This window comes from Phocicoccus pinnipedialis (assembly GCF_903994035.1).
GTDB lineage: Bacteria > Bacillota > Bacilli > Staphylococcales > Salinicoccaceae > Phocicoccus > Phocicoccus pinnipedialis.
On record NZ_CAJEWB010000010.1, the window covers coordinates 574,448 to 593,438 of the forward strand.

Annotated in this window: 20 protein-coding genes; 5 read left to right on the top strand and 15 right to left on the bottom strand. The window is 36.1% G+C overall.

The genetic code is table 11. The features are described from left to right. Nucleotides 1–5 precede the first annotated feature (5 nt). Entirely contained in the window at nt 6–917 is a 912-nt protein-coding gene (gene cyoE / locus H9D55_RS07115) for a heme o synthase (RefSeq protein ID WP_186078085.1), read from the bottom strand. Between the two features lie 344 nt (nt 918–1,261). On the opposite strand from cyoE, the gene H9D55_RS07120 reads away from it, so the two are divergent. Next, nucleotides 1,262–2,125, top strand: coding sequence for a COX15/CtaA family protein (locus H9D55_RS07120; protein WP_186078086.1), 864 nt, complete (start codon nt 1,262–1,264; stop codon nt 2,123–2,125). A gap of 27 nt (nt 2,126–2,152) precedes the next feature. Here the strand turns inward: H9D55_RS07120 and H9D55_RS07125 are convergent, their stop codons facing one another. After that, nucleotides 2,153–3,346 carry an FtsW/RodA/SpoVE family cell cycle protein gene (locus H9D55_RS07125; RefSeq protein ID WP_186078088.1) on the bottom strand — a complete coding sequence of 398 codons (1,194 nt, stop codon included), beginning with the start codon at nt 3,344–3,346 and terminating at the stop codon, nt 2,153–2,155. A gap of 38 nt (nt 3,347–3,384) precedes the next feature. Continuing rightward, nucleotides 3,385–3,678 carry a YlaN family protein gene (locus H9D55_RS07130; protein WP_268884003.1) on the bottom strand — a complete coding sequence of 98 codons (294 nt, stop codon included), beginning with the start codon at nt 3,676–3,678 and terminating at the stop codon, nt 3,385–3,387. 143 nt (nt 3,679–3,821) lie between these two features. Between H9D55_RS07130 and H9D55_RS07135 the strand changes: the two genes are divergently transcribed. Then, on the top strand, nt 3,822–4,292 hold the full coding sequence (locus H9D55_RS07135) for a hypothetical protein (RefSeq protein ID WP_186078090.1): 471 nt from the start codon (nt 3,822–3,824) through the stop codon (nt 4,290–4,292). 46 nt (nt 4,293–4,338) lie between these two features. Here H9D55_RS07135 and H9D55_RS07140 read toward each other — a convergent pair whose 3' ends face one another. Together H9D55_RS07140 and typA are read right to left on the bottom strand one after the other, a co-directional pair. After that, nucleotides 4,339–4,698 carry a YlaH-like family protein gene (locus tag H9D55_RS07140; protein ID WP_235963136.1) on the bottom strand — a complete coding sequence of 120 codons (360 nt, stop codon included), beginning with the start codon at nt 4,696–4,698 and terminating at the stop codon, nt 4,339–4,341. A gap of 6 nt (nt 4,699–4,704) precedes the next feature. Next, nucleotides 4,705–6,543 (bottom strand): translational GTPase TypA, encoded by a 1,839-nt coding sequence (typA, locus tag H9D55_RS07145; RefSeq protein ID WP_186078092.1) that lies wholly within the window; start codon nt 6,541–6,543, stop codon nt 4,705–4,707. A gap of 111 nt (nt 6,544–6,654) precedes the next feature. Between typA and H9D55_RS07150 the strand changes: the two genes are divergently transcribed. Beyond that, nucleotides 6,655–6,843, top strand: a complete 189-nt coding sequence (locus H9D55_RS07150; protein ID WP_235963137.1) for a DUF5325 family protein — start codon at nt 6,655–6,657, stop codon at nt 6,841–6,843. Nucleotides 6,844–7,046: 203 nt separating this feature from the next. Further along, a complete protein-coding gene (locus H9D55_RS07155) occupies nt 7,047–7,541 on the top strand; it encodes a hypothetical protein (RefSeq protein ID WP_186078096.1) in 495 nt (164 codons plus the stop codon). Nucleotides 7,542–7,814: 273 nt separating this feature from the next. Here the strand turns inward: H9D55_RS07155 and H9D55_RS07160 are convergent, their stop codons facing one another. Next, nucleotides 7,815–8,642 carry an inositol monophosphatase family protein gene (locus H9D55_RS07160; protein ID WP_186078098.1) on the bottom strand — a complete coding sequence of 276 codons (828 nt, stop codon included), beginning with the start codon at nt 8,640–8,642 and terminating at the stop codon, nt 7,815–7,817. Between the two features lie 80 nt (nt 8,643–8,722). Between H9D55_RS07160 and H9D55_RS07165 the strand changes: the two genes are divergently transcribed. Next, nucleotides 8,723–9,340, top strand: a complete 618-nt coding sequence (locus tag H9D55_RS07165) for a YktB family protein (protein WP_186078100.1) — start codon at nt 8,723–8,725, stop codon at nt 9,338–9,340. Nucleotides 9,341–9,502: 162 nt separating this feature from the next. Here the strand turns inward: H9D55_RS07165 and ilvD are convergent, their stop codons facing one another. From ilvD to lpdA, 9 genes are all read right to left on the bottom strand, one after another. Beyond that, the gene (gene ilvD, locus H9D55_RS07170; protein ID WP_186078102.1) at nt 9,503–11,203 is read right to left on the bottom strand and encodes a dihydroxy-acid dehydratase; all 1,701 of its coding nucleotides are present in this window, start codon (nt 11,201–11,203) and stop codon (nt 9,503–9,505) included. A 17-nt stretch (nt 11,204–11,220) separates the two neighbouring features. After that, nucleotides 11,221–12,195: a bile acid:sodium symporter family protein gene (locus H9D55_RS07175; RefSeq protein WP_186078104.1), complete on the bottom strand. Its 975-nt coding sequence runs from the start codon at nt 12,193–12,195 to the stop codon at nt 11,221–11,223. Nucleotides 12,196–12,481: 286 nt separating this feature from the next. After that, nucleotides 12,482–13,390: a DUF4064 domain-containing protein gene (locus tag H9D55_RS07180; RefSeq protein ID WP_186078106.1), complete on the bottom strand. Its 909-nt coding sequence runs from the start codon at nt 13,388–13,390 to the stop codon at nt 12,482–12,484. 69 nt (nt 13,391–13,459) lie between these two features. After that, nucleotides 13,460–14,527, bottom strand: coding sequence for an ABC transporter substrate-binding protein (locus tag H9D55_RS07185; protein WP_186078108.1), 1,068 nt, complete (start codon nt 14,525–14,527; stop codon nt 13,460–13,462). Continuing rightward, a complete protein-coding gene (locus H9D55_RS07190) occupies nt 14,524–15,210 on the bottom strand; it encodes an ABC transporter permease (RefSeq protein WP_186078109.1) in 687 nt (228 codons plus the stop codon). Before H9D55_RS07190 ends, H9D55_RS07185 begins: the two co-directional genes overlap by 4 nt. Before the next feature lie 100 nt (nt 15,211–15,310). Next, complete coding sequence (locus H9D55_RS07195) at nt 15,311–16,099, bottom strand: ABC transporter permease (protein ID WP_186078111.1); 789 nt, start codon at nt 16,097–16,099, stop codon at nt 15,311–15,313. Beyond that, nucleotides 16,099–17,184 (bottom strand): ABC transporter ATP-binding protein, encoded by a 1,086-nt coding sequence (locus H9D55_RS07200; RefSeq protein WP_186078113.1) that lies wholly within the window; start codon nt 17,182–17,184, stop codon nt 16,099–16,101. The genes H9D55_RS07195 and H9D55_RS07200 overlap by 1 nt, the downstream gene beginning before the upstream one ends. Before the next feature lie 66 nt (nt 17,185–17,250). Beyond that, complete coding sequence (locus H9D55_RS07205) at nt 17,251–17,526, bottom strand: UPF0223 family protein (protein WP_186078115.1); 276 nt, start codon at nt 17,524–17,526, stop codon at nt 17,251–17,253. A 54-nt stretch (nt 17,527–17,580) separates the two neighbouring features. Then, nucleotides 17,581–18,990: a dihydrolipoyl dehydrogenase gene (lpdA, locus tag H9D55_RS07210; protein WP_186078116.1), complete on the bottom strand. Its 1,410-nt coding sequence runs from the start codon at nt 18,988–18,990 to the stop codon at nt 17,581–17,583. Between the last annotated feature and the right edge of the window lies 1 nt (nt 18,991).

The following is an 18,991-nucleotide window of genomic DNA, read 5'->3' on the forward strand; positions in this document are numbered from 1 at the left end:
TATGGTCAGATCAATAGTCCGGCAACAATGATCATCACATAGAATATAAGAATGTAATTCAACGAGAAGACAAATACTCTCCCGGCATAACGATTATAGTCTTCAATTGGTTTGAAATTGTTAAGTGATATCACAAGCCAACTTATGTTAAGCAAGCTCGAAACAACGACAAACCATGTTCCAAGTTCTGTCATTAAAACTGGTGTTAGAACGAGGAGCATAATCCATATAACAATGGAATAAGTCGTACGTTTATTACCTTTGACAGAAGGTAACATCGGTACTTGCGCATTGCTGTACTCGTCTTTTCTTCTAATCGCAAGTGCATAAAAGTGTGGCGGTTGCCAAATGAACATTACGATAAACATCGCCCATGCGAGTATATGTAAGTTTGGTTCAATAACTGCCCAACCGATTAACGGAGGTGCTGCACCAGGTAATGCACCTATTACAGTGTTTGAAACAAGATGTCTTTTAGAATATATTGAGTAAAGCACAACATATCCAAATCCTGCAATCAATCCAATGACACCCGCCGTACTGTTAATCATGAAGAGCATTATCTCTCCAAGCACTACCATAGAAAAACCAATTTTTAAAATGTCCGGACCAGAAAAGGTGCCGTCCAAACTCGGTCTATCTTGTTTTGAAGTCATAACACGATCGATATCACGATCATAGTAGTTATTCAACGCACAGACACCGCCAATTAAAAGAGTCGTAGCGAGTAACATGAGTAGTAACAATGGAATGGATTTAAAGAATGACTGATCATAATACATCACTGCTAAGAATCCTGCAGCAAACGCTGGAATCAAGTTCGCTTTTATGATACCTTCCTTTATTAGAACTCTGAATGCACTAATTCTCTTACTGACTGTCAGATGTTGTCTATTGCTAGACACTTCAGCATGCATCTATACGCCTCCCTTCAAAGACATTACTCCCTTATAATGATAAAGGATATTACTGACTGAATCTATAGTATTGGATAAAAAACCGTGATAAAGTTCAAAATTTGTTCATTAATAATTAAATCTGAACCTTTTGTTTTATTCTATACTATAGTAAGTTGCCATTCACATATTGATTTTACCACATATTTACGATTTGTTAAGTGTATTTCTTAACTTTAATGATTGCAAGAAGCAGTTATTTAGTCTATATTTATTATTTGTAAAAGATAAGCAACTCAGGAAACTTGGGGTGTTACATTTTGTATAGAAATTTGAAAATTGTCGCAGTGATAACAACCCTGATTATGATTTTCGTACAAATTGGTGGTTCACTTGTTACGAAAACAGGTTCTGCTGAAGGATGTGGAGATTCTTGGCCACTCTGTCACGGACAGCTACTCCCAAAGGATTGGCCACTCGACACAATAATTGAGATTGCACACAGAGGTGTGTCTGGTCTTGCTATCATATTCCTAATTTTATTTGGAGTAATGGCATGGAGACAATTGGCGCATGTACGTGAAACTAAGTTTTTAGTATATGTATCTCTGTCATTTATATTAATTCAGTCTTTAGTAGGGGCCGCAGCAGTTGTCGGACTCTGGCATGGTGATTTCGTCTTAGCAGCACATTTCGGTATTTCACTCATTTGTTTTGCTGCAGTATTTGTATTAACTTTACTTGTTTTTCATGTCGATCTTAAGTACGATACAAAAGATTTAATCATCAAACGACCTCTTAGAAATCATACAATTGGAATTACAATCTTTATTTATTTCGTAATTTATAGTGGAGCGCTTGTCCGACACGCGGATGCGTCTCTAGCATGTACATCATGGCCACATTGTATGCCAAACCAGATAATACCGACGAACTTCTATCAGTGGATTCAGATGGGACATAGATTTTTAGTATTAATTTTATTTGTATGGATGGTCATTGCACTTATCCACGTTTATAAGCATTACAGTAATTACAGAGTGATCAAAAATGGTTGGACAATTATGTTCGTGTTGTTACTTCTCCAAGTGTTGACAGGCGCACTTACGATATTTACATACGTGAATATCTTTATCGCCCTGTTCCACGCACTCTTTATTACATTACTTTTCGGAATGTTATGTTATTATATCTTATTGCTATCAAGAAACGAATACAGAGAAAAATAAGACTCGGGGAATTCCCGAGTCTTATTTTCATTCTTCTAAACTTTTTCTATATCTAATTTCTTTAGCTGCTACTGATAAAAGCGCCAATGCAATCGATATACTTAAGAAGCTTGATCCTCCGAAACTCATGAGTGGTAACGGCACGCCTGTCAGAGGGAGTGCTCGTGACATTCCTCCAACATTAAGGAAGCACTGAATTGTAATATAAATCCCAATTCCAAATGTGATTAATTTTAAGAATAAGTCGGTAGAAATGGTTGAGTAGTAGAAGCATTTATATACTAAAAATGCATAAAGCATTAATACAACAATTACCCCAACAAGTCCAAATTCTTCAGCAAATACCGCAAAAATGAAGTCAGTCTGAGGCTCTGGAATATATCCAAGTTTCATGATTCCATTTCCAAGTCCTGTACCAAATAATCCTCCATGAGATATCGCGATAAGGCTGTTGGATAGTTGATATCCACTACCTAAAGTATCTTGGAATGGATGCAAGAACGTTTGTATCCTATTCAATTGATATGCCGGTATAAAACTACCATCAAATACGATTACCGCTAAAATAAATATTGCCAGTACTGTCGCCATCGTGCCAACGATGATAAATGTATATTTTCTTGGAAAGTTTAAATAAAAAAACATCCCGAAGATGATTGATAATATAATTAATCCTGTACCAAAGTCGTTATTTAAAATCCAAGTAGCAAACGCTAGCATTAATGCAAACGGTGCTAAGTGTTTCCAGTCTGTCGCTTCTAAACCATTGTGTACTTTGTTTCTAAGGTCATAGATGTAAGCTAGGTAAAGTATTGCTACAATCTTTAAGAATTCCGAGCCTTGAATGTTGATAAAACCAATTCTCACCCAGTTTTTCTCACCGTTTACTTCATCACCCATCACCGCAATCATGACTAGGAGTACAAATATTCCAGCTACCATTAAAACTTGGAGCCACGTTTGTTTATAAAAACTACTCTTCGTAAAGAAAAGCATAAAAACAAATACTGTAGATCCAATAACTGCGTACCTGAGCTGTGAGTTAAAGAAGAATGCCGGATTGTAATCTAAGTTTGGGTTTTGTCCAGCACTTACCATCGTAGCGCTCAATATTGTGATGAGACCGATGACCGTTAAGACGATATAAATTAATGGTATTGTGTAATCAATATACTTATTGAGCTGCATAGTATTTTTTCTTTTTACTTTTTTCGTTCTCATAAAAAAACTCCAATTTAAAAAAGTCTAAAGAATAATCTCTAGACTCGATTTTTTTCTTTATGTTTATAGTAAGCATCGTGAACCTTTGATACCTCTTTTTCAAGGTGTTCTAAAATTTCCTTACCTCTATCTTTATCTACAAGGCCAAGTCTCACTGCGAAGTTAATTTCTTTAGATAAACCAAACATTTGAGTATCTAGAACTTCTTCATAAACTGGACATTGTGGCATTGTTAAGTTATCCATTTGAACTTCGATGAGTTGCACAATTCGATTCGCATCTATTTCTAGTTGTTCATAAGCCATACGGCTGAGAGTTTCGATGTCAGACACATGAGACAACCCCTTTCATATCTCATTTAAATATTACTCTAGATAATAGAGATTTACAAGGCAGAGCAGAAATATGAACAATAAAATATGTACAAATTAAAAAAACTGTTATACTTTAATTTGAATATGAAAGGAGCACCACAATGTTACTAACTATTTCGGGAAAAGTAGAGTTCACTATTACACTAGATTCAAGTGCTTGGATATTTGATGATCGTAAATTACACCTTGATACTCTAGTGTCTACTGAAGATGAAATCTCATTTGAAGATAGTAAAGAATGGAATCGTCAAATCATTGAGGGAGAAACACTACCACCAACTTTAAAAACTGAAAAGCAATTTAAATCAACAAAACAAGAATTACTTGAAGGTACATTTGTAATGAATCTTTCACCATTCCTTGAATATGCTGAGCCAAAGACATTTACCTACAGAATCACACATAAAAATGGCGTGACAGAGTTACCGTATAAAGACCGTTATAGTCATTATGCACAGTTCTCTAACGAAGGAAAGCGTCTATATGATGACGGTATGATTGATTTACTCATTATTGAAAACAATCTCCTATTAGAACGTTACGAATACGTAACTAAAATAGAATTTATATAAAAAATGCATGTCCGAATTAAGGACATGCATTTTTTGTTTTAGTGTATTATTCATTTTTCACTTTGATTTTACCACTCTTTTTATCCTGGTGGAGTCTGAATCTATACATACCCATTACTGCTGCAATGACTACCATACATTCAGCTACAGGATAAAATGCCCCAAACAATGTTAGAGGCAGACATCCGATAAACATCAGTATATAGATGACGATATTTTGCCAAAGTTTAATTTTTCTAGCGAATCCGAGCACGTATGAAAGTACGGCTAACAGATAGATAGTTATGAACAATAACCACATGCCGACTTCTGGATTTGTTTCTACTCCAAAAAACCTCGCAAAAAACGATAGTCTATTATCGAGTAAATTTGCATCCGTGTTCAGCAAAACTTGAGGGAAAAACAATTAATTTCACTCCTCAGATTTCTTTTTTTCTCTCTTTGCAGCGCGGTCTCTTTCACCTTTATCGAGTATTTTCTTACGCATACGAATCGATTCAGGCGTTACTTCAACAAGCTCATCCTCGTTGATATATTCAAGCGCTTCTTCCAGCGTTAAAATTCTTGGACGCTTCATTGTTTGTGTTTGTTCTTTAGTAGCAGAACGTATGTTGTTCGCTGCTTTAACTTTTGTGATGTTAACAGTTAAGTCATTATCACGTGAGTTTTCGCCAACGATCATCCCTTCATATACTTCAGTTCCAGGTTCCATAAAGTTTGTACCACGATCCTCTAAGTTAAGGATAGAATACGTGCTAGCAGAACCTTTGTCCATAGATACAAGTACACCGTTTCTACGTCCACCAATACGACCATTTAACAGTGGTCTATAGTCTTCAAACGTATGGTTAAGTATACCATAACCACGAGTTAACGACATGAATTCTGTTGAATAGCCTATTAATCCACGTGCCGGAATATGGAAGATTAAACGCGTCTGTCCATTTGCACTCTGTGTCATGTCAGCCATTTCACCTTTACGTGTACCTAGAGACTCAATAACTGAACCAGAATATTCACTTGGTACATCGATTTGTACACGCTCATAAGGTTCCATTTTTTTACCATCGATTTCACGAATGATAACTTCTGGTTTTGAAACTTGGAGTTCGAAACCTTCACGTCTCATATTTTCAATAAGAATTGATAGGTGTAATTCACCTCGTCCGGATACTTTCCATGCATCTGGACGATCTGTTGGATCTACTCTTAATGATACATCTGTTTCTAGTTGTACGTTTAAACGCTCTTCAATTTTTCGTGCAGTTACAAATTTACCTTCACGACCAGCAAAGGGTGAGTTATTTACGGAGAACGTCATTTGTAAGGTTGGTTCGTCAATCAGTGGCGCTTCCATAGCTTCTTGTGCATTTGGCGGCGTTACTGTTTCACCAACGTTTATGTCTTCAAGACCTGATAAAGCAATGATATCACCAGATTTTGCACTCTCGATTTCATGTCTTTCGAGTCCAAAGTAACCAAACATCTTACTGATTCTAAAATTTTTAACTGAACCATCTAATTTAATTAGAGACACTTGCTCTCCAACATGAAGTTGCCCTCTAAAGATACGACCAATACCGATACGTCCAACATAGTCGTTATAATCGAGTAATGAAATTTGGAACTGTAGTGGTTCATCGCTGTTATCCATCGGTGCTGGTACGTGTTCAATGATAGTGTCATATAAACACTTCATATTCTCATCTTGAGTTTCTGGGTCTAAGCTCGCAGTACCATTCATAGCAGACGCATATACTACTGGGAATTCTAACTGATCATCATCTGCGTCAAGTTCAATGAATAACTCAAGCACTTCGTCAATGACTTCTGTTGGACGTGCTTGTGGCTTATCAATTTTGTTTACGACTACTAATGGTTTTAAGCCAACTTCCAATGCTTTCTTTAATACAAAACGTGTCTGTGGCATAGTACCTTCAAATGCATCTACAACTAAAATTACGCCGTCTACCATTTTTAGGATACGTTCTACTTCTCCACCAAAGTCTGCGTGTCCAGGGGTATCTAAAATGTTAATGCGTACACCTTCATAGTCAATTGCTGTGTTTTTTGAAAGAATTGTGATCCCACGTTCTCTTTCAATATCATTTGAGTCCATCGCACGATCAGCGACATGCTCGTTTGCACGGAAAATCCCTGATTGTTTCAGTAACTGGTCTACTAATGTTGTTTTTCCGTGGTCTACGTGGGCAATAATTGCAATATTTCTGATATCTTTTCTTAAGTTCATTAAATAATTCCCTTCAATCTGTGTATCTAACTAGAATATTATATCACAATGACTGTTCTTATATGTGCTACAATAATTATAAATATTTATTTTTTTCTGGAGGCGTCACTTTTGAAACCAAAATCTAAAGCACCATTTTTAATTTTAGCAATCTTTGCAGTACTCTTAATGGTACTATTCGCAGTACTCTTAGCTGAAGAAATGTGGTTACTCGCAATCTTCACAATCGGTTTATTCATCGCTACATTTGGCGTAGGTTTTACCTTAAAAAAGAGATATAGAGAAAATGATTGGTTATAAAATTGAATAAATATCATTATTAGACACAGTTCTTAAGCTACTAACATACTGTTAATAGAGAACTGTGTTTTTTTGTCTCTAAAACTTATCATCAACATTTTGAATTACATAAGAACACCTATTATACTGATAAAAACTATCGAGGTGATCACATGAAAATAAAAAATGAAAAGCTTAAAGTCTATGAATTCCTTTACAATCGCGTGTCCTTTAGCGAAGAAGAGCTGGAAGAGTATGCACATTTAAAGCGTATGAATGTGTTGGAATCGATGTTTAATTCCTATCTTAAAAAAATTGACCCTTCAAACATTGAAATATTTTGGCACTTAACGCTCCCAATCGAAAAACGTAAAGAAACTATAGAAGTGATGATTGTCACATCAACTACGGTTCACCTGTTTAAAATCCTTGATCTTTCCGGCTTACATACCATCAATCCATTCAATATCCTGTTAAAGAAAGATTTACCTATTCTTGATCTAAATCTAGGAACTCTTTATTACAATGTGATTAAAGATACGAAGATAGAACAAGACGGTTTTAGTAAACCAATTTTCTTAAACTACGTCGTTCTCGACGAAACGTTTTCGCTTATTGGTCAATCAAATTATCCCTTCCTAACTCCACGAACTCTAACTGCCTATTTAAAAAAAATTGAGGAAACGAGTAAGTCAAAAAAGCACAACGCCCTGTTTTAAACTTCGAGTTAAGGTCACATGAATTTAAAGAATCCTTTAAGACAGGGCTTAAGTGTAATAAGTGTCACTCTCTAGAGGTAAAAATCAATACTCATACACTATCATGTAGAATCTGCAAGACTTCTCATGATGTTGAGCCACTTGTCATTTCCTATATTAAATACGCTTTTAACCAGCCATTTAAAAAGAGTGACGTTTACAGTCACATTGGAGGGGAACTATCACTTTATCGCATACAGTATATCCTGAAAAAACACTTTAAAAAGGTGTCATCTAATGGTCACTACTATGAATGTTATGGAACTTATCGTGAGCCAAGATAAAACCCTCATCATTCTTCATGATTTCTAAAAGTTCTTTTTGTAACACACTATTTGTCGCTAAAACACTTGTGCGCTCTAACCATTCATTTTCTCTACCAAGAAAATCTGTAGTGATAATCCCGACTTCCTTACCGATAATTTTTCCTGCTGAGAAGTCCCACGGTGAAAGTCTAAAGAACATAGATGCTTCAATTCTACCTTCAATGAGTTGAACATACTCAAGTGCTGCACTACCAAGTGATCTTGGACTACGACACTTTTTTACAATTTCTATTAAGGGTCCTTTAATATCTTCTCTCACTAACCATTTATGACTAATGCCAACAATAGAGTTCGACAGATGTGATGTCTTAACTTTGCTTAATTTTTCATCGTTCACAAATGCACCATTACCCGCTTCAGCATGGATGAGTTTGTCTTTCATAACATCTAAAATTAAACCGGCATATGGCTCACCATCTTTATAAATACCAATGGAAATTGCAAAGTTCTCTCTCTGGTGTACAAAGTTTAACGTACCATCAATTGGGTCAATTACCCAAAGATAACCCACCTTGCTATCTTCCATATCCGCTTCATATTCTTCGCCGATAATATTGTGATTTGGATAAGCCTCTTTTATTTTCGTTCTAATATATTGTTCGTTCTCTAGGTCTACTGTTGTCACTAAATCATTTGGATTTGATTTTCTTTCAACTTGAAAGGACTCCTCCATACGACCTCTTATAAATGCCCCACTGTCTCGTATTAATTCTTTTGCGAATAAATAAACACTCATGCAATCCCCCCATTTGAAAGTTTCTTATCTTTATTTTATCATACAAGAGTAGATACATAAGTACACTACTGGAGGATAATATGACTAAATTTAAATTTACGAAAAGAGATTTCGATGTGTTTAAAATCGATGGTCTTGAAAATAGAATGGAAGAATTAATAGAAGTAACGCGTCCTAAACTAGAAAACCTAGGTAAAGAACTTGCTCCTTACTTATCAGAATTAACAGGAGAAGAACATTTTGTTCATGTTGCAAAGCATGCTAGACGTACAGTCCATCCACCAGACGATACTTGGGTTGCATTCTCTACAAACAAACGTGGATATAAGATGTTGCCAAACTTTCAAATAGGACTATTTAAAGATCATGCGTTTGTCCAATACGGTATCATCTATGAAGCACCTGGTAAAAAAGATGCAAGCAAAGTTTGGAAGAAACAAGTAAATGACATTGAAGCACTTGGTAAAGATTACTTTATTACACTCGACCATATGAAACCTGACAAAATGATGATTGATGAAATTAGTAATACGGAAATCAATAAAGGGCTAGATAGACTGGCGAACGTTAAAAAAGGCGAATTTCTAATCGGTAAAGTGTATTATCCTGGTAGTGAAGCTTTACTTACAGATATGAATTTTTTGGAAGATATTAAAGACACATTTAAGACACTTTCAAAATTTTATATCAACGAATAAAAAACACTGTACAGATTTGTACAGTGTTTTGAGTATGTTGCCTATTCATAAGCAATTTTGTCAAACTCAGCAAATCTGCTGATATCGACATTGCTACCACTCACACGGTGCCAGCCTAATTTCGCGTCTATTGAAGCTTTAGTTAAACTCTTGATTGAATGCTCAAATCTTGTCTCTGTTAAAGAAATCTGTCACTGCTCCTTTAGAAGAGTTAGATACAATGTGCGCATACTTTCCAAGTACTCCTTTGCTATATAATGGTGGCAAAACTAATGCTTCCTTACGTGCTTTGTATTCATCTTCATTAATTTTGAATGACAATTCTTTCGTATCTTGATCGATTACTACGATGTCACCTGTTTTAATAAGTGCGATTGGTCCTCCGTCTTGTGCTTCAGGTGCAACGTGACCAATCACGAGACCGTGTGTCCCACCAGAGAAGCGACCATCTGTAACGAGTGCAATATCTTCACCTAGTCCTTTACCAACAATGATCGACGATAAAGATAGCATTTCCGGCATACCAGGTCCACCTTTCGGTCCTACATATCTAACGATAACCACATCGCCTTTTTCTACCTCATTATTCATGACTGCATCTGTTGCCGCTTCCTCTGTATTAAAAACTTTCGCGGGACCAACGTGTCTGCGTACCTTCACACCCGACACTTTTGCAACTGCACCAAGTGGTGCTAAATTTCCAGTTAGGACAATGAGCGGACCATCTTTACGTTTTGGATTTTCTAGAGGTAAGATGACATCTTGCCCTTCTTTAAGAGGTTCAATTCCCTCTAAGTTTTCGGCAATTGTCTTACCTGTACACGTGATACAATCTCCATGGATAAGTCCATTTTCATATAGATATTTAATAACAGCTTGTACGCCACCAACCTCAAAAAGATCTTGGAATACATATTTACCCGATGGTTTTAAATCGGCTAAATGGGGGACTTTTTCTTGCATTCTGTTGAAGTCTGAAATATCTAAGTCAACTTCAGCAGCATGAGCAATAGCAAGTAGATGCAGAATCGCATTGGTAGAACCTCCAAGTGCATAGACTACTGTAATCGCATTTTCAAATGCTTTTTTCGTCATGATATCTCTTGGAAAAATACCTTTTTCAAGCATTTTTAAAATCGCTTTACCTGCTTCATAGACATCTTTTTCTTTATTTTTCGTTGAAGCTGGATTTGAAGCAGATCCTGGCAATGACATTCCCATTGCTTCTAATGCAGATGCCATCGTGTTTGCCGTATACATACCACCACATCCACCAGGGCCAGGACATCCGTTACACTCAATCGCATTTAATTCCTCGTCTGTAATATCACCGTTATTCCATTTACCAACACCTTCAAATACACTGACTAAATCAATATCTTGACCATTAAGTTTTCCTGGGGCGATTGTTCCCCCATACACAAAGATAGAGGGTACATTCATATTGGCCATAGCTATTGCAGCGCCGGGCATATTTTTATCACATCCACCAATTGCAATTAGTGCATCCAAATTTTGACCGCCAACCATTGTCTCAAGTGAGTCCGCAATTATATCTCTAGATGGTAGGCTAAATCGCATCCCAGGCGTACCCATCGCAATACCATCAGCAACCGTAATTGTGTTGAACTGTATTGGTACACCACCCGCTTCCACGACTCCTTCTTTTGCAAATTGTGCGAGATCATTCAGGTGAATATTACAAGGTGTTGTCTCTGCCCAGTTTGCTGCTACTCCAATTTGTGGCTTTAAAAAACTTTCATCAGTAAAACCAACTGCACGAAGCATGGCTCTGTTTGGTGCTTTAATATTACTATCTGTATAGACTTGACTATTTATTCTAAGATCTTTTTTGTGTACCAAGGTTAAACACTCCTAAATCAAATTTCTGTTTTTACTGTATATAATTCAGTCTTTTCTTTATTTTTATTATCAGTCATTTTGCTATAGAAGTTCGCTACGATACTTCCTGAGAAGTTATGCCATACACTGAATATTGCTCCTGGTACAGCTGCTATTGGATCAAAGTGTGTTGTTGCTAAAGCAGCGGCAAGACCAGAGTTTTGCATCCCCACCTCGATGGAGATTGTTTTTTGATCTGCTAAATCGAATTTAAATAATTTACCTATAAAGAATCCAATTACATATCCGATTACGTTATGTAATACAACAACAAGTAAAATGAGTAGCCCAGACTTAATAATATTAGTTGTGTTATTCGAAACGACTGCTGTTAATACACCGATGATTCCAACTACTGAAATCAGTGGTAATAACCCAATTGCTTTTTGTGTCGTCTTCTCAAAGAAGAATTGAACAGCGAATCCTAGGATAATTGGTATTAAAACAATTTTAACAATCGTTAAAAACAGACTATTAAATGAAACAGGTAGGTATGCCCCTGCAAGCCATAACGTTAGTGCTGGTGTTACGATCGGAGCAAGTAGCGTAGTAACTGAAGTTGCTGTTACAGATAAGGCCACATTTCCTCTCGCAAGATATGTAATTACGTTAGATGAAGTTCCTCCTGGACAACATCCAACTAAGATTACACCGATCGCAATTTCTTTCGGTAAATTAAATGCTAAAACGAGTAACACAGCAATGAGAGGCATTGCAACAAATTGTGCAACCGCTAAAACTAAAATTTTAAAAGGTGCTTTCAGAACGTTCTTAAAATCTTGTGTTGTAAGAGTAAGGCCCATCCCAAACATAATAATCATGAGTAACGGATTAATAAATGGTGCAATCCACGTAAAAAGACTTGGAATCAAAAACGCTAAGACGGCAAATATAAGTACCCATATGGCAAATGTATTTCCGACAAACGTACTAAATCGAGTTAAAGTTTTCATTGTGTGTTCCCCCAAAAAAGTTAATACATGTTATATTATCAGAAAGTTAAGAGTATTGTAATAGAAAATGTTAAAATTTTTAGATAATTCCGAATAAATACGCTTTCATCTGATTTACTAACGTTAAAAGAGGTTATTGTGAGAAGCTAGACATTGAACAATAGAATAAATATTGTGATATAAATCCAAATTCTGTCAAAATTCAAGTATCTCACACGGTATGATTTTTAAGGTTAAAGATATAAAAAAAATAGGATGACCGTGATCAGGTCATCCTATCTCTATCTTATAAATCGTCATTATTTCGTCGATCAACATTCTCTCTTCTAGTTCTTGCAGCATCTTCAATATCAAAGTTATATTCTTCTTCTGTTACTGGATAATCTATTTCTTGTGTAGTAAGATTTTCATCCACAGCACTAAATTGACGCGTTTTTTCTAAATCAGTATAATCATCTCGCTCTTGACGCACTCTATCTAGCTCTTTTTGGTTATGTGATTCGATGTCACGTTCATATTGCGTTTGATTTTTACTTCTTAAACGGTCAAGCTCTTTTTGGTTATGTGATTCGATGTCACGCTCGTATTGCGTTTGATTTTTATTTCTTAAACGGTCAAGCTCTTTTTGATTATGACTTTCAACATCACGTTCAATTTCATCATGATGACGCTTTACTGAACGTTCATTACTGTCATAATTTTCTCTCGCATACTCTGGTCTTCTGTTGATATACTCTCCCGTTGCACCTTGAGTAATTATCTTGTCTTTACGTGCAAATAATAGGATTGCAGCAATTACAAACATGAGTGACGAGAATAAAGTAAGCACAAATGGTGCAATTATAATTGCAGCTACAAGTAAAAGAATACCTGATAAGATACGTTTACTCATTTTAATTAGTGCAAAAAACGCGATGATAATTGGAATTAACAAGACTACAGCTAATAACCAAGAATTTTGAGTAAATTGTTCAACGAACTGTACCAATTGGTCAGCTGATACATCTGCACCTTGTGCCATTTCTTCAGCGTTACTACGAATTGACTCTAGGAACATTGGATCACGTGCAGTGAATAATGAGAAGAAAGCAATATATGCTGTTAATGCAACTAATGCAATAAATCCTAACCATCCAAATATTTTTTCAGGAACACGGCTGACTGGTTGAACAACCTGTGTATATTCTTTAACCATATTAATTACCTCCGAAGTATGTTTCTTGTCTATAGGTGCTATATACCCGTAAAGCGAGTTTGAAAAACACTAATCGAGTGACATTTTAAATTCCAATAATAATTCATTATAATATTCCGTCCACTCTGGACCTAAATCTCGGTAAACTTCTAGCTTTTCCATCGTCTCTTTATCTGGATAAAATTCTTTGGCGTTTTTAACTTCTTCATCTAACTCTTTGAATGCTGCCTGATTCGGTGTGGCATAACCAACCCAATCTGTGTTCTGGAGAGCAACATTTTTGTCTAACAAGAAGTTGATAAATTGATGTGCTCCGTCAATATTTTTTGCAGAAGACGGGATCGCCATTGTATCGAACCAGAGATTTGTTCCCTCTTGCGGGATTGTATAAATAAGATCTTCATTCTCATACATGATGTCCATAGCCATACCACTCCATACAACAGCGACTTTAGCTTCGTTTTCTTTCATCATTGAAGCAATTTCATCGCCAACAATTCCACGAACGTTAGGAGAAAGTTTTTCTAACTTTTGTTTTGCTTGATCTAACTCCTCTTTATTCGTTGAGTTTAATGAATGACCTTCACTGTTCAGTACGAATCCAATCGTTTCACGCGCACCGTCAAGTAAGAGTACGTCATTGAGAAGTGATTCATCCCACACACTGTCCCATGTGCTAAAGTCCATTCCTGTTGTTGTTTCTGGGTTGTAGAGAATTCCTACAGTTCCCCAGAAATATGGAAGCGAATATTCGTTGCCGGGGTCAAATGAAAGACCTAAGAATCTCTCATCGATATTCTTGATGTTAGGGATTTTGTCAGGATCAATCGGTAAGAGTAAGTTGTCTTTTTTCATCTTTTCTACTGTATATTCACTCGGGAACACTACGTCATAGCGTTGTTTTTGTTTGATCTTAACGAGCATCGCTTCGTTTGAATCAAATGTTTCATAAACTACACGGATTCCCGTTTCTTCTGTAAACTGTTTAATTAATTCAGGATCAATATACTCTCCCCAGTTATATACAAACAGAACATCCGTTTCAGAACTTGACGTATTATTTAATAGTTTCGTACCAAATAAAAAGAGTCCACCTACAAGTAAACTTGATGCGATTAACGTAATTAAGAATCTCATGTCGTCTTGCCTCTCTTTATCTTTTTATCAGACACGAAGTAATAAATGAACGAAATTGTTAACACAACAACAAATATCACAGTAGAAATTGCATTGATTTCAAGAGTGATACCACGTCTTGCCATAGCATAAATTTCTACAGATAATGTGCTGAACCCATTACCAGTCACGAAGAATGTTACAGCAAAGTCATCTAATGAATAGGTGAGAGCCATTAAAAAGCCAGCAAAAATCCCTGGCTTAATATTGGGAATTAACACTTTTGTTACCACGTGGAATGCACTCGCACCTAAATCGTGTGCAGCAAGTACGAGATTACTATTTTGTTGGTAAAGACTCGGTAAAATCATGAGTACAACAATCGGTACACTGAATGCGATGTGTGCCAAGATGACACTCGTGCTACCTAATTTAATTCCAAAAATTGAAAACAGAATTAAGAGAGAGGCACCAATAATTACATCAGGCGACACAATTAAAACATTGTTCAATGTTAACAATGTGCTTTTTACATACTTTTGTCTAATTAAATAGAGAAAAATTGCTCCAAATAATCCGATTATAGTAGCGAAACCACTAGAAATCAGAGCAACTGCGATTGTGTTCATAATAACAGTCATCAGTGCCTTGTTTTCAATGACACTCTTATAGTAATCAAGTGTAAAACCTTCAAAGCTTGTCATTGAACCACCCGTATTAAATGAATAATAAGCGAGATATAGAATCGGAAAGTATAAGAAGATAATTATAACTGTAAGAAAACTCCTGCTTAAAGTGTTCACTTTATATACTCTCCTTTTTTGTTCTTGTTACTAACATGACAAATACCATGAATAAGATGAGGAATACGCCAACCGTCGATCCCATACCCCAGTTTTCGTTCGTCAAAAACTGCTGCTCAATAGCAGTACCGAGCGTTACAACCTTGTTACCTGCTACAAGTCTAGAAAGCATGAACAAACTAAGAGCAGGTATGAAAGTAATCTGAATACCCGATTTAACACCTTCTAAAGATAAAGGAATGATCACCTTTGTGAGAGCTTCCCACTTAGAAGCACCTAAATCATATGATGCCCATATCAAATTCTTGTTGATTCCATTTATCGAATTAAAAATAGGAAGTACCATGAACGGTATAAATATATATACTGCAACTGTAATAAATGCAAAATCACTGAAGAGAAGCTGGATTTTCATAAGCCCAAACTTTTCAAGGACAGAATTCAATATTCCATTAATTCCTAAAATACCAATAAATGCATAGGTTTTAAGTAAGATGTTAATCCACGTAGGAATTATGATGATTAATAACCAGAATGTTTTGTGTTTTAATCTTGATATAACAAGCGCAAGTGGATAGCTGACTATGAGAGTAATAACCGTAATTAAGAAGGCATACCAAAATGAATTAAGCGTCATTTTAATATAGTTACTACTTAGAAACTCTGCGTAGTTTTGTAACGTTAGATTACCGCTCATGTCATTGAAAGAATAATAAATCATTAAGAAAACAGGTAATATTACAAATACGACCATCCATAATAAATATGGTAGTGCTAAAACTCTTTTCATTAGAGAATACCTTCGTAAAGTTCAAGTCGTTCATTAAATTCGTCTTCTTTTTCACCTGGTACCATGATATGCATATCTTCTTTGTCGAAATAAATGCTAACCTTCTTACCCTCTTCAGTTTTTTGAGTCGTATGGATCACCCATTCGTAGCCATCTTCATCGAGGACACAAATTTCATAATGTACACCTCTGAAAAGTATTGAGTCTACAGTAACGTTTAAGTGCCCTTCTTCAAGTGGTTTTAAAACGATATCCTCAGGACGTACCATTATTTCAACGGGTGTGCCGCTCTTTACACCACCATCTACACATTCATATGCACGACCATAAATTGATACTTTACCGTCCTCTAGCATCTCACCTTCAACAATATTAGATTCACCGATAAAATCAGCAACATATTTATTTAAAGGTTCGTCATAAATATCTTTAGGACTACCCGCTTGTACGATATGCCCTTTATCCATGACAAGAATTTCATCACTTAAAGCTAATGCTTCTTCTTGGTCGTGAGTAACAAAGATAAACGTTATACCTAGTTTTTGTTGAAGTTCTTTTAATTCATACTGCATATCCACACGCAAGTTATGATCTAATGCAGACAGCGATTCATCTAGGAGAAGAATGTCCGGTTCGTTTACAATCGCACGTGCAATCGCAACTCTCTGTTTCTGTCCACCAGATAATTGTTCAATATCTCTGTATTTAAAATCTGTTAAGTTTGTAAAACGGAGTGCCTCCTTAATACGTGCTTCTCTTTCCACTTTAGACACCTTCTTTATTTTCAATCCAAATGCAACATTTTCATATACATTTAAATGTGGAAAAAGTGCATAATCTTGGAAGACGGTGTTAACTTGTCTCTTATTTGCAGGTATTTCATTCATTTTTTTATCACCAAAATAAAGGTCTCCTGAGGTCTGGTTTACAAACCCGCCAATAATTTTTAAAAGTGTTGTCTTACCGCATCCAGACGGACCTAAGATTGTGTAAAATTTACCCTCCAAAAAAGTGAAATCTATATTCTTTAGTATATGTGTCTCGCCAAAATATTGGTTAATATTCTGTAAACGTATCTCTGTCATTTTCTCCTCCTAATCTTTAATTCAATTAATTATATTTTTTTTACTCTAATTTAACAACACAATTTTTTAAACTTTTAAAATGTCATTCGGATCACTCGTATTTAATTGTTTTACAAGTAAAAATGATTCAAGATTTGAAACAGACTTAAATGCTCTAAACAAAGTCTTTTCTTCTGCTTTACTCGGAACAATTTCTTTGAAATATTTATATGCATCACTTAAATCGGATGCTTTTACACCATTTTCGTATCCTTCTTCTACAAGTTGAAAAAATTTGACAACTTTAATCATTTCTTCAGTGTTCCAATCTAAATCTAGCGGATAGCTATAAGATTTTTCCATTTTTATCTCCTTTCGGTTATAAAAAAAGCGTCCCGAGGGACGCTAATTAAAAATTTACATTGAGTGAATTGGACGACCAAGTGCTGCTTCTGCTGCTTCCATAGGAATTTCTCCTAGAGTTGGGTGAGCATGAATTGTAAGAGCGATGTCTTCTAATGTCATGCCAGTTTCCACTGCCAGGCTGAGCTCTGAAATAATATCAGATGCACCATTACCAGCGATTTGTGCGCCGATAACAAGTCCGTCTTCTTTACGTGCAACGATTTTAACAAATCCATCTGTTTTGTTTAGACCTAAAGCACGTCCGTTAGCTGCGAATGGGAAACGACCAGTTACATAGTCGAGACCTTCTTCTTTCGCTTGTGTTTCGTTATATCCAACTGAAGCAAGTTCTGGTTCAGTAAAGCAGACTGCTGGCATTCCGATGTAATCTACCTCAGATTTTTCTCCAGCAATTGCTTCTGCTGCAACTTTACCTTCATAGCTTGCTTTATGTGCAAGTTGTAATCCAGGAACAATGTCTCCGATAGCATAGATATTCTCTACGCTAGTACGGCTTTGTTTGTCTACTTCAATAATACCGCGATCTGTCATCTTCACACCGATTTGCTCTAAACCAATCTCATCAGTGTTTGGACGACGACCTACAGTTACAAGAACGTAGTCTGCTTCAATCGTGTGAGCATCACCTTTTTTATCTTCATAAGTAATTACCACACCATTTTCAGTTTCTTCAGCTGATTTCGCCATCGCTTGAGTTACAACGTCAACATCTTTTTTCTTAAGGTTACGTTTAACAAGTTGCGTCATGTTTTTCTCAAAACCACCAAGGATGTCTTTAGTACCTTCTAAAATAGTCACTTGAGTACCGAAGTTCGCATATGCAGTACCAAGTTCAGTACCGATATATCCACCACCGATTACTACTAATTTTTCAGGCTTTTCTTCTAAGTTTAAGGCACCTGTCGAATCGATGATACGTTTTCCAAACTTAAAACCAGGGATTTCAATTGGTCTTGACCCAGTTGCAATAATTGCATTTTTAAACTCATAAGTCTGTGAGCTGTTTTCCTGAGCAACTTTGATACTGTTGTTAGATGAGAAATACGCTTCACCGTGAACAACTTCAACCTTGTTACCTTTAAGTAGTGATTCTACGCCACCTACAAGTTTTTGTACAACACTATCTTTAAATGATTGTACTTTTGAGAAGTCGAGTTTAACGTTTTCTACAGTAACTCCCATTTCTTCAGAATCTTGTGCTTCTTGGAATCTATGAGATGAAGAAATTAATGCTTTAGAAGGAATACAACCCACGTTTAAGCAAACCCCTCCAACTTTTTCACGTTCGACTAATACAACTTTTTGACCGAGCTGAGCAGCACGGATTGCAGCTACGTATCCACCAGGACCGCCACCTACAACTACCGTATCTACATCAATTGCGAAATCTCCAACTACCATT

What these genes read in the sequence shown, in the direction of transcription:
- cyoE (WP_186078085.1), bottom strand. Translation starts at nt 917, where the DNA reads ATGCATGCTGAAGTGTCTAGCAATAGACAACATCTGACAGTCAGTAAG.
- H9D55_RS07120 (WP_186078086.1), top strand. Translation starts at nt 1,262, where the DNA reads ATGATTTTCGTACAAATTGGTGGTTCACTTGTTACGAAAACAGGTTCT.
- H9D55_RS07125 (WP_186078088.1), bottom strand. Translation starts at nt 3,346, where the DNA reads ATGAGAACGAAAAAAGTAAAAAGAAAAAATACTATGCAGCTCAATAAG.
- H9D55_RS07135 (WP_186078090.1), top strand. Translation starts at nt 3,822, where the DNA reads ATGTTACTAACTATTTCGGGAAAAGTAGAGTTCACTATTACACTAGAT.
- typA (WP_186078092.1), bottom strand. Translation starts at nt 6,543, where the DNA reads ATGAACTTAAGAAAAGATATCAGAAATATTGCAATTATTGCCCACGTA.
- H9D55_RS07160 (WP_186078098.1), bottom strand. Translation starts at nt 8,642, where the DNA reads ATGAGTGTTTATTTATTCGCAAAAGAATTAATACGAGACAGTGGGGCA.
- H9D55_RS07165 (WP_186078100.1), top strand. Translation starts at nt 8,723, where the DNA reads ATGACTAAATTTAAATTTACGAAAAGAGATTTCGATGTGTTTAAAATC.
- H9D55_RS07175 (WP_186078104.1), bottom strand. Translation starts at nt 12,195, where the DNA reads ATGAAAACTTTAACTCGATTTAGTACGTTTGTCGGAAATACATTTGCC.
- H9D55_RS07180 (WP_186078106.1), bottom strand. Translation starts at nt 13,390, where the DNA reads ATGGTTAAAGAATATACACAGGTTGTTCAACCAGTCAGCCGTGTTCCT.
- H9D55_RS07185 (WP_186078108.1), bottom strand. Translation starts at nt 14,527, where the DNA reads ATGAGATTCTTAATTACGTTAATCGCATCAAGTTTACTTGTAGGTGGA.
- H9D55_RS07190 (WP_186078109.1), bottom strand. Translation starts at nt 15,210, where the DNA reads ATGACAAGCTTTGAAGGTTTTACACTTGATTACTATAAGAGTGTCATT.
- H9D55_RS07195 (WP_186078111.1), bottom strand. Translation starts at nt 16,099, where the DNA reads ATGAAAAGAGTTTTAGCACTACCATATTTATTATGGATGGTCGTATTT.
- H9D55_RS07200 (WP_186078113.1), bottom strand. Translation starts at nt 17,184, where the DNA reads ATGACAGAGATACGTTTACAGAATATTAACCAATATTTTGGCGAGACA.
- H9D55_RS07205 (WP_186078115.1), bottom strand. Translation starts at nt 17,526, where the DNA reads ATGGAAAAATCTTATAGCTATCCGCTAGATTTAGATTGGAACACTGAA.
- lpdA (WP_186078116.1), bottom strand. Translation starts at nt 18,990, where the DNA reads ATGGTAGTTGGAGATTTCGCAATTGATGTAGATACGGTAGTTGTAGGT.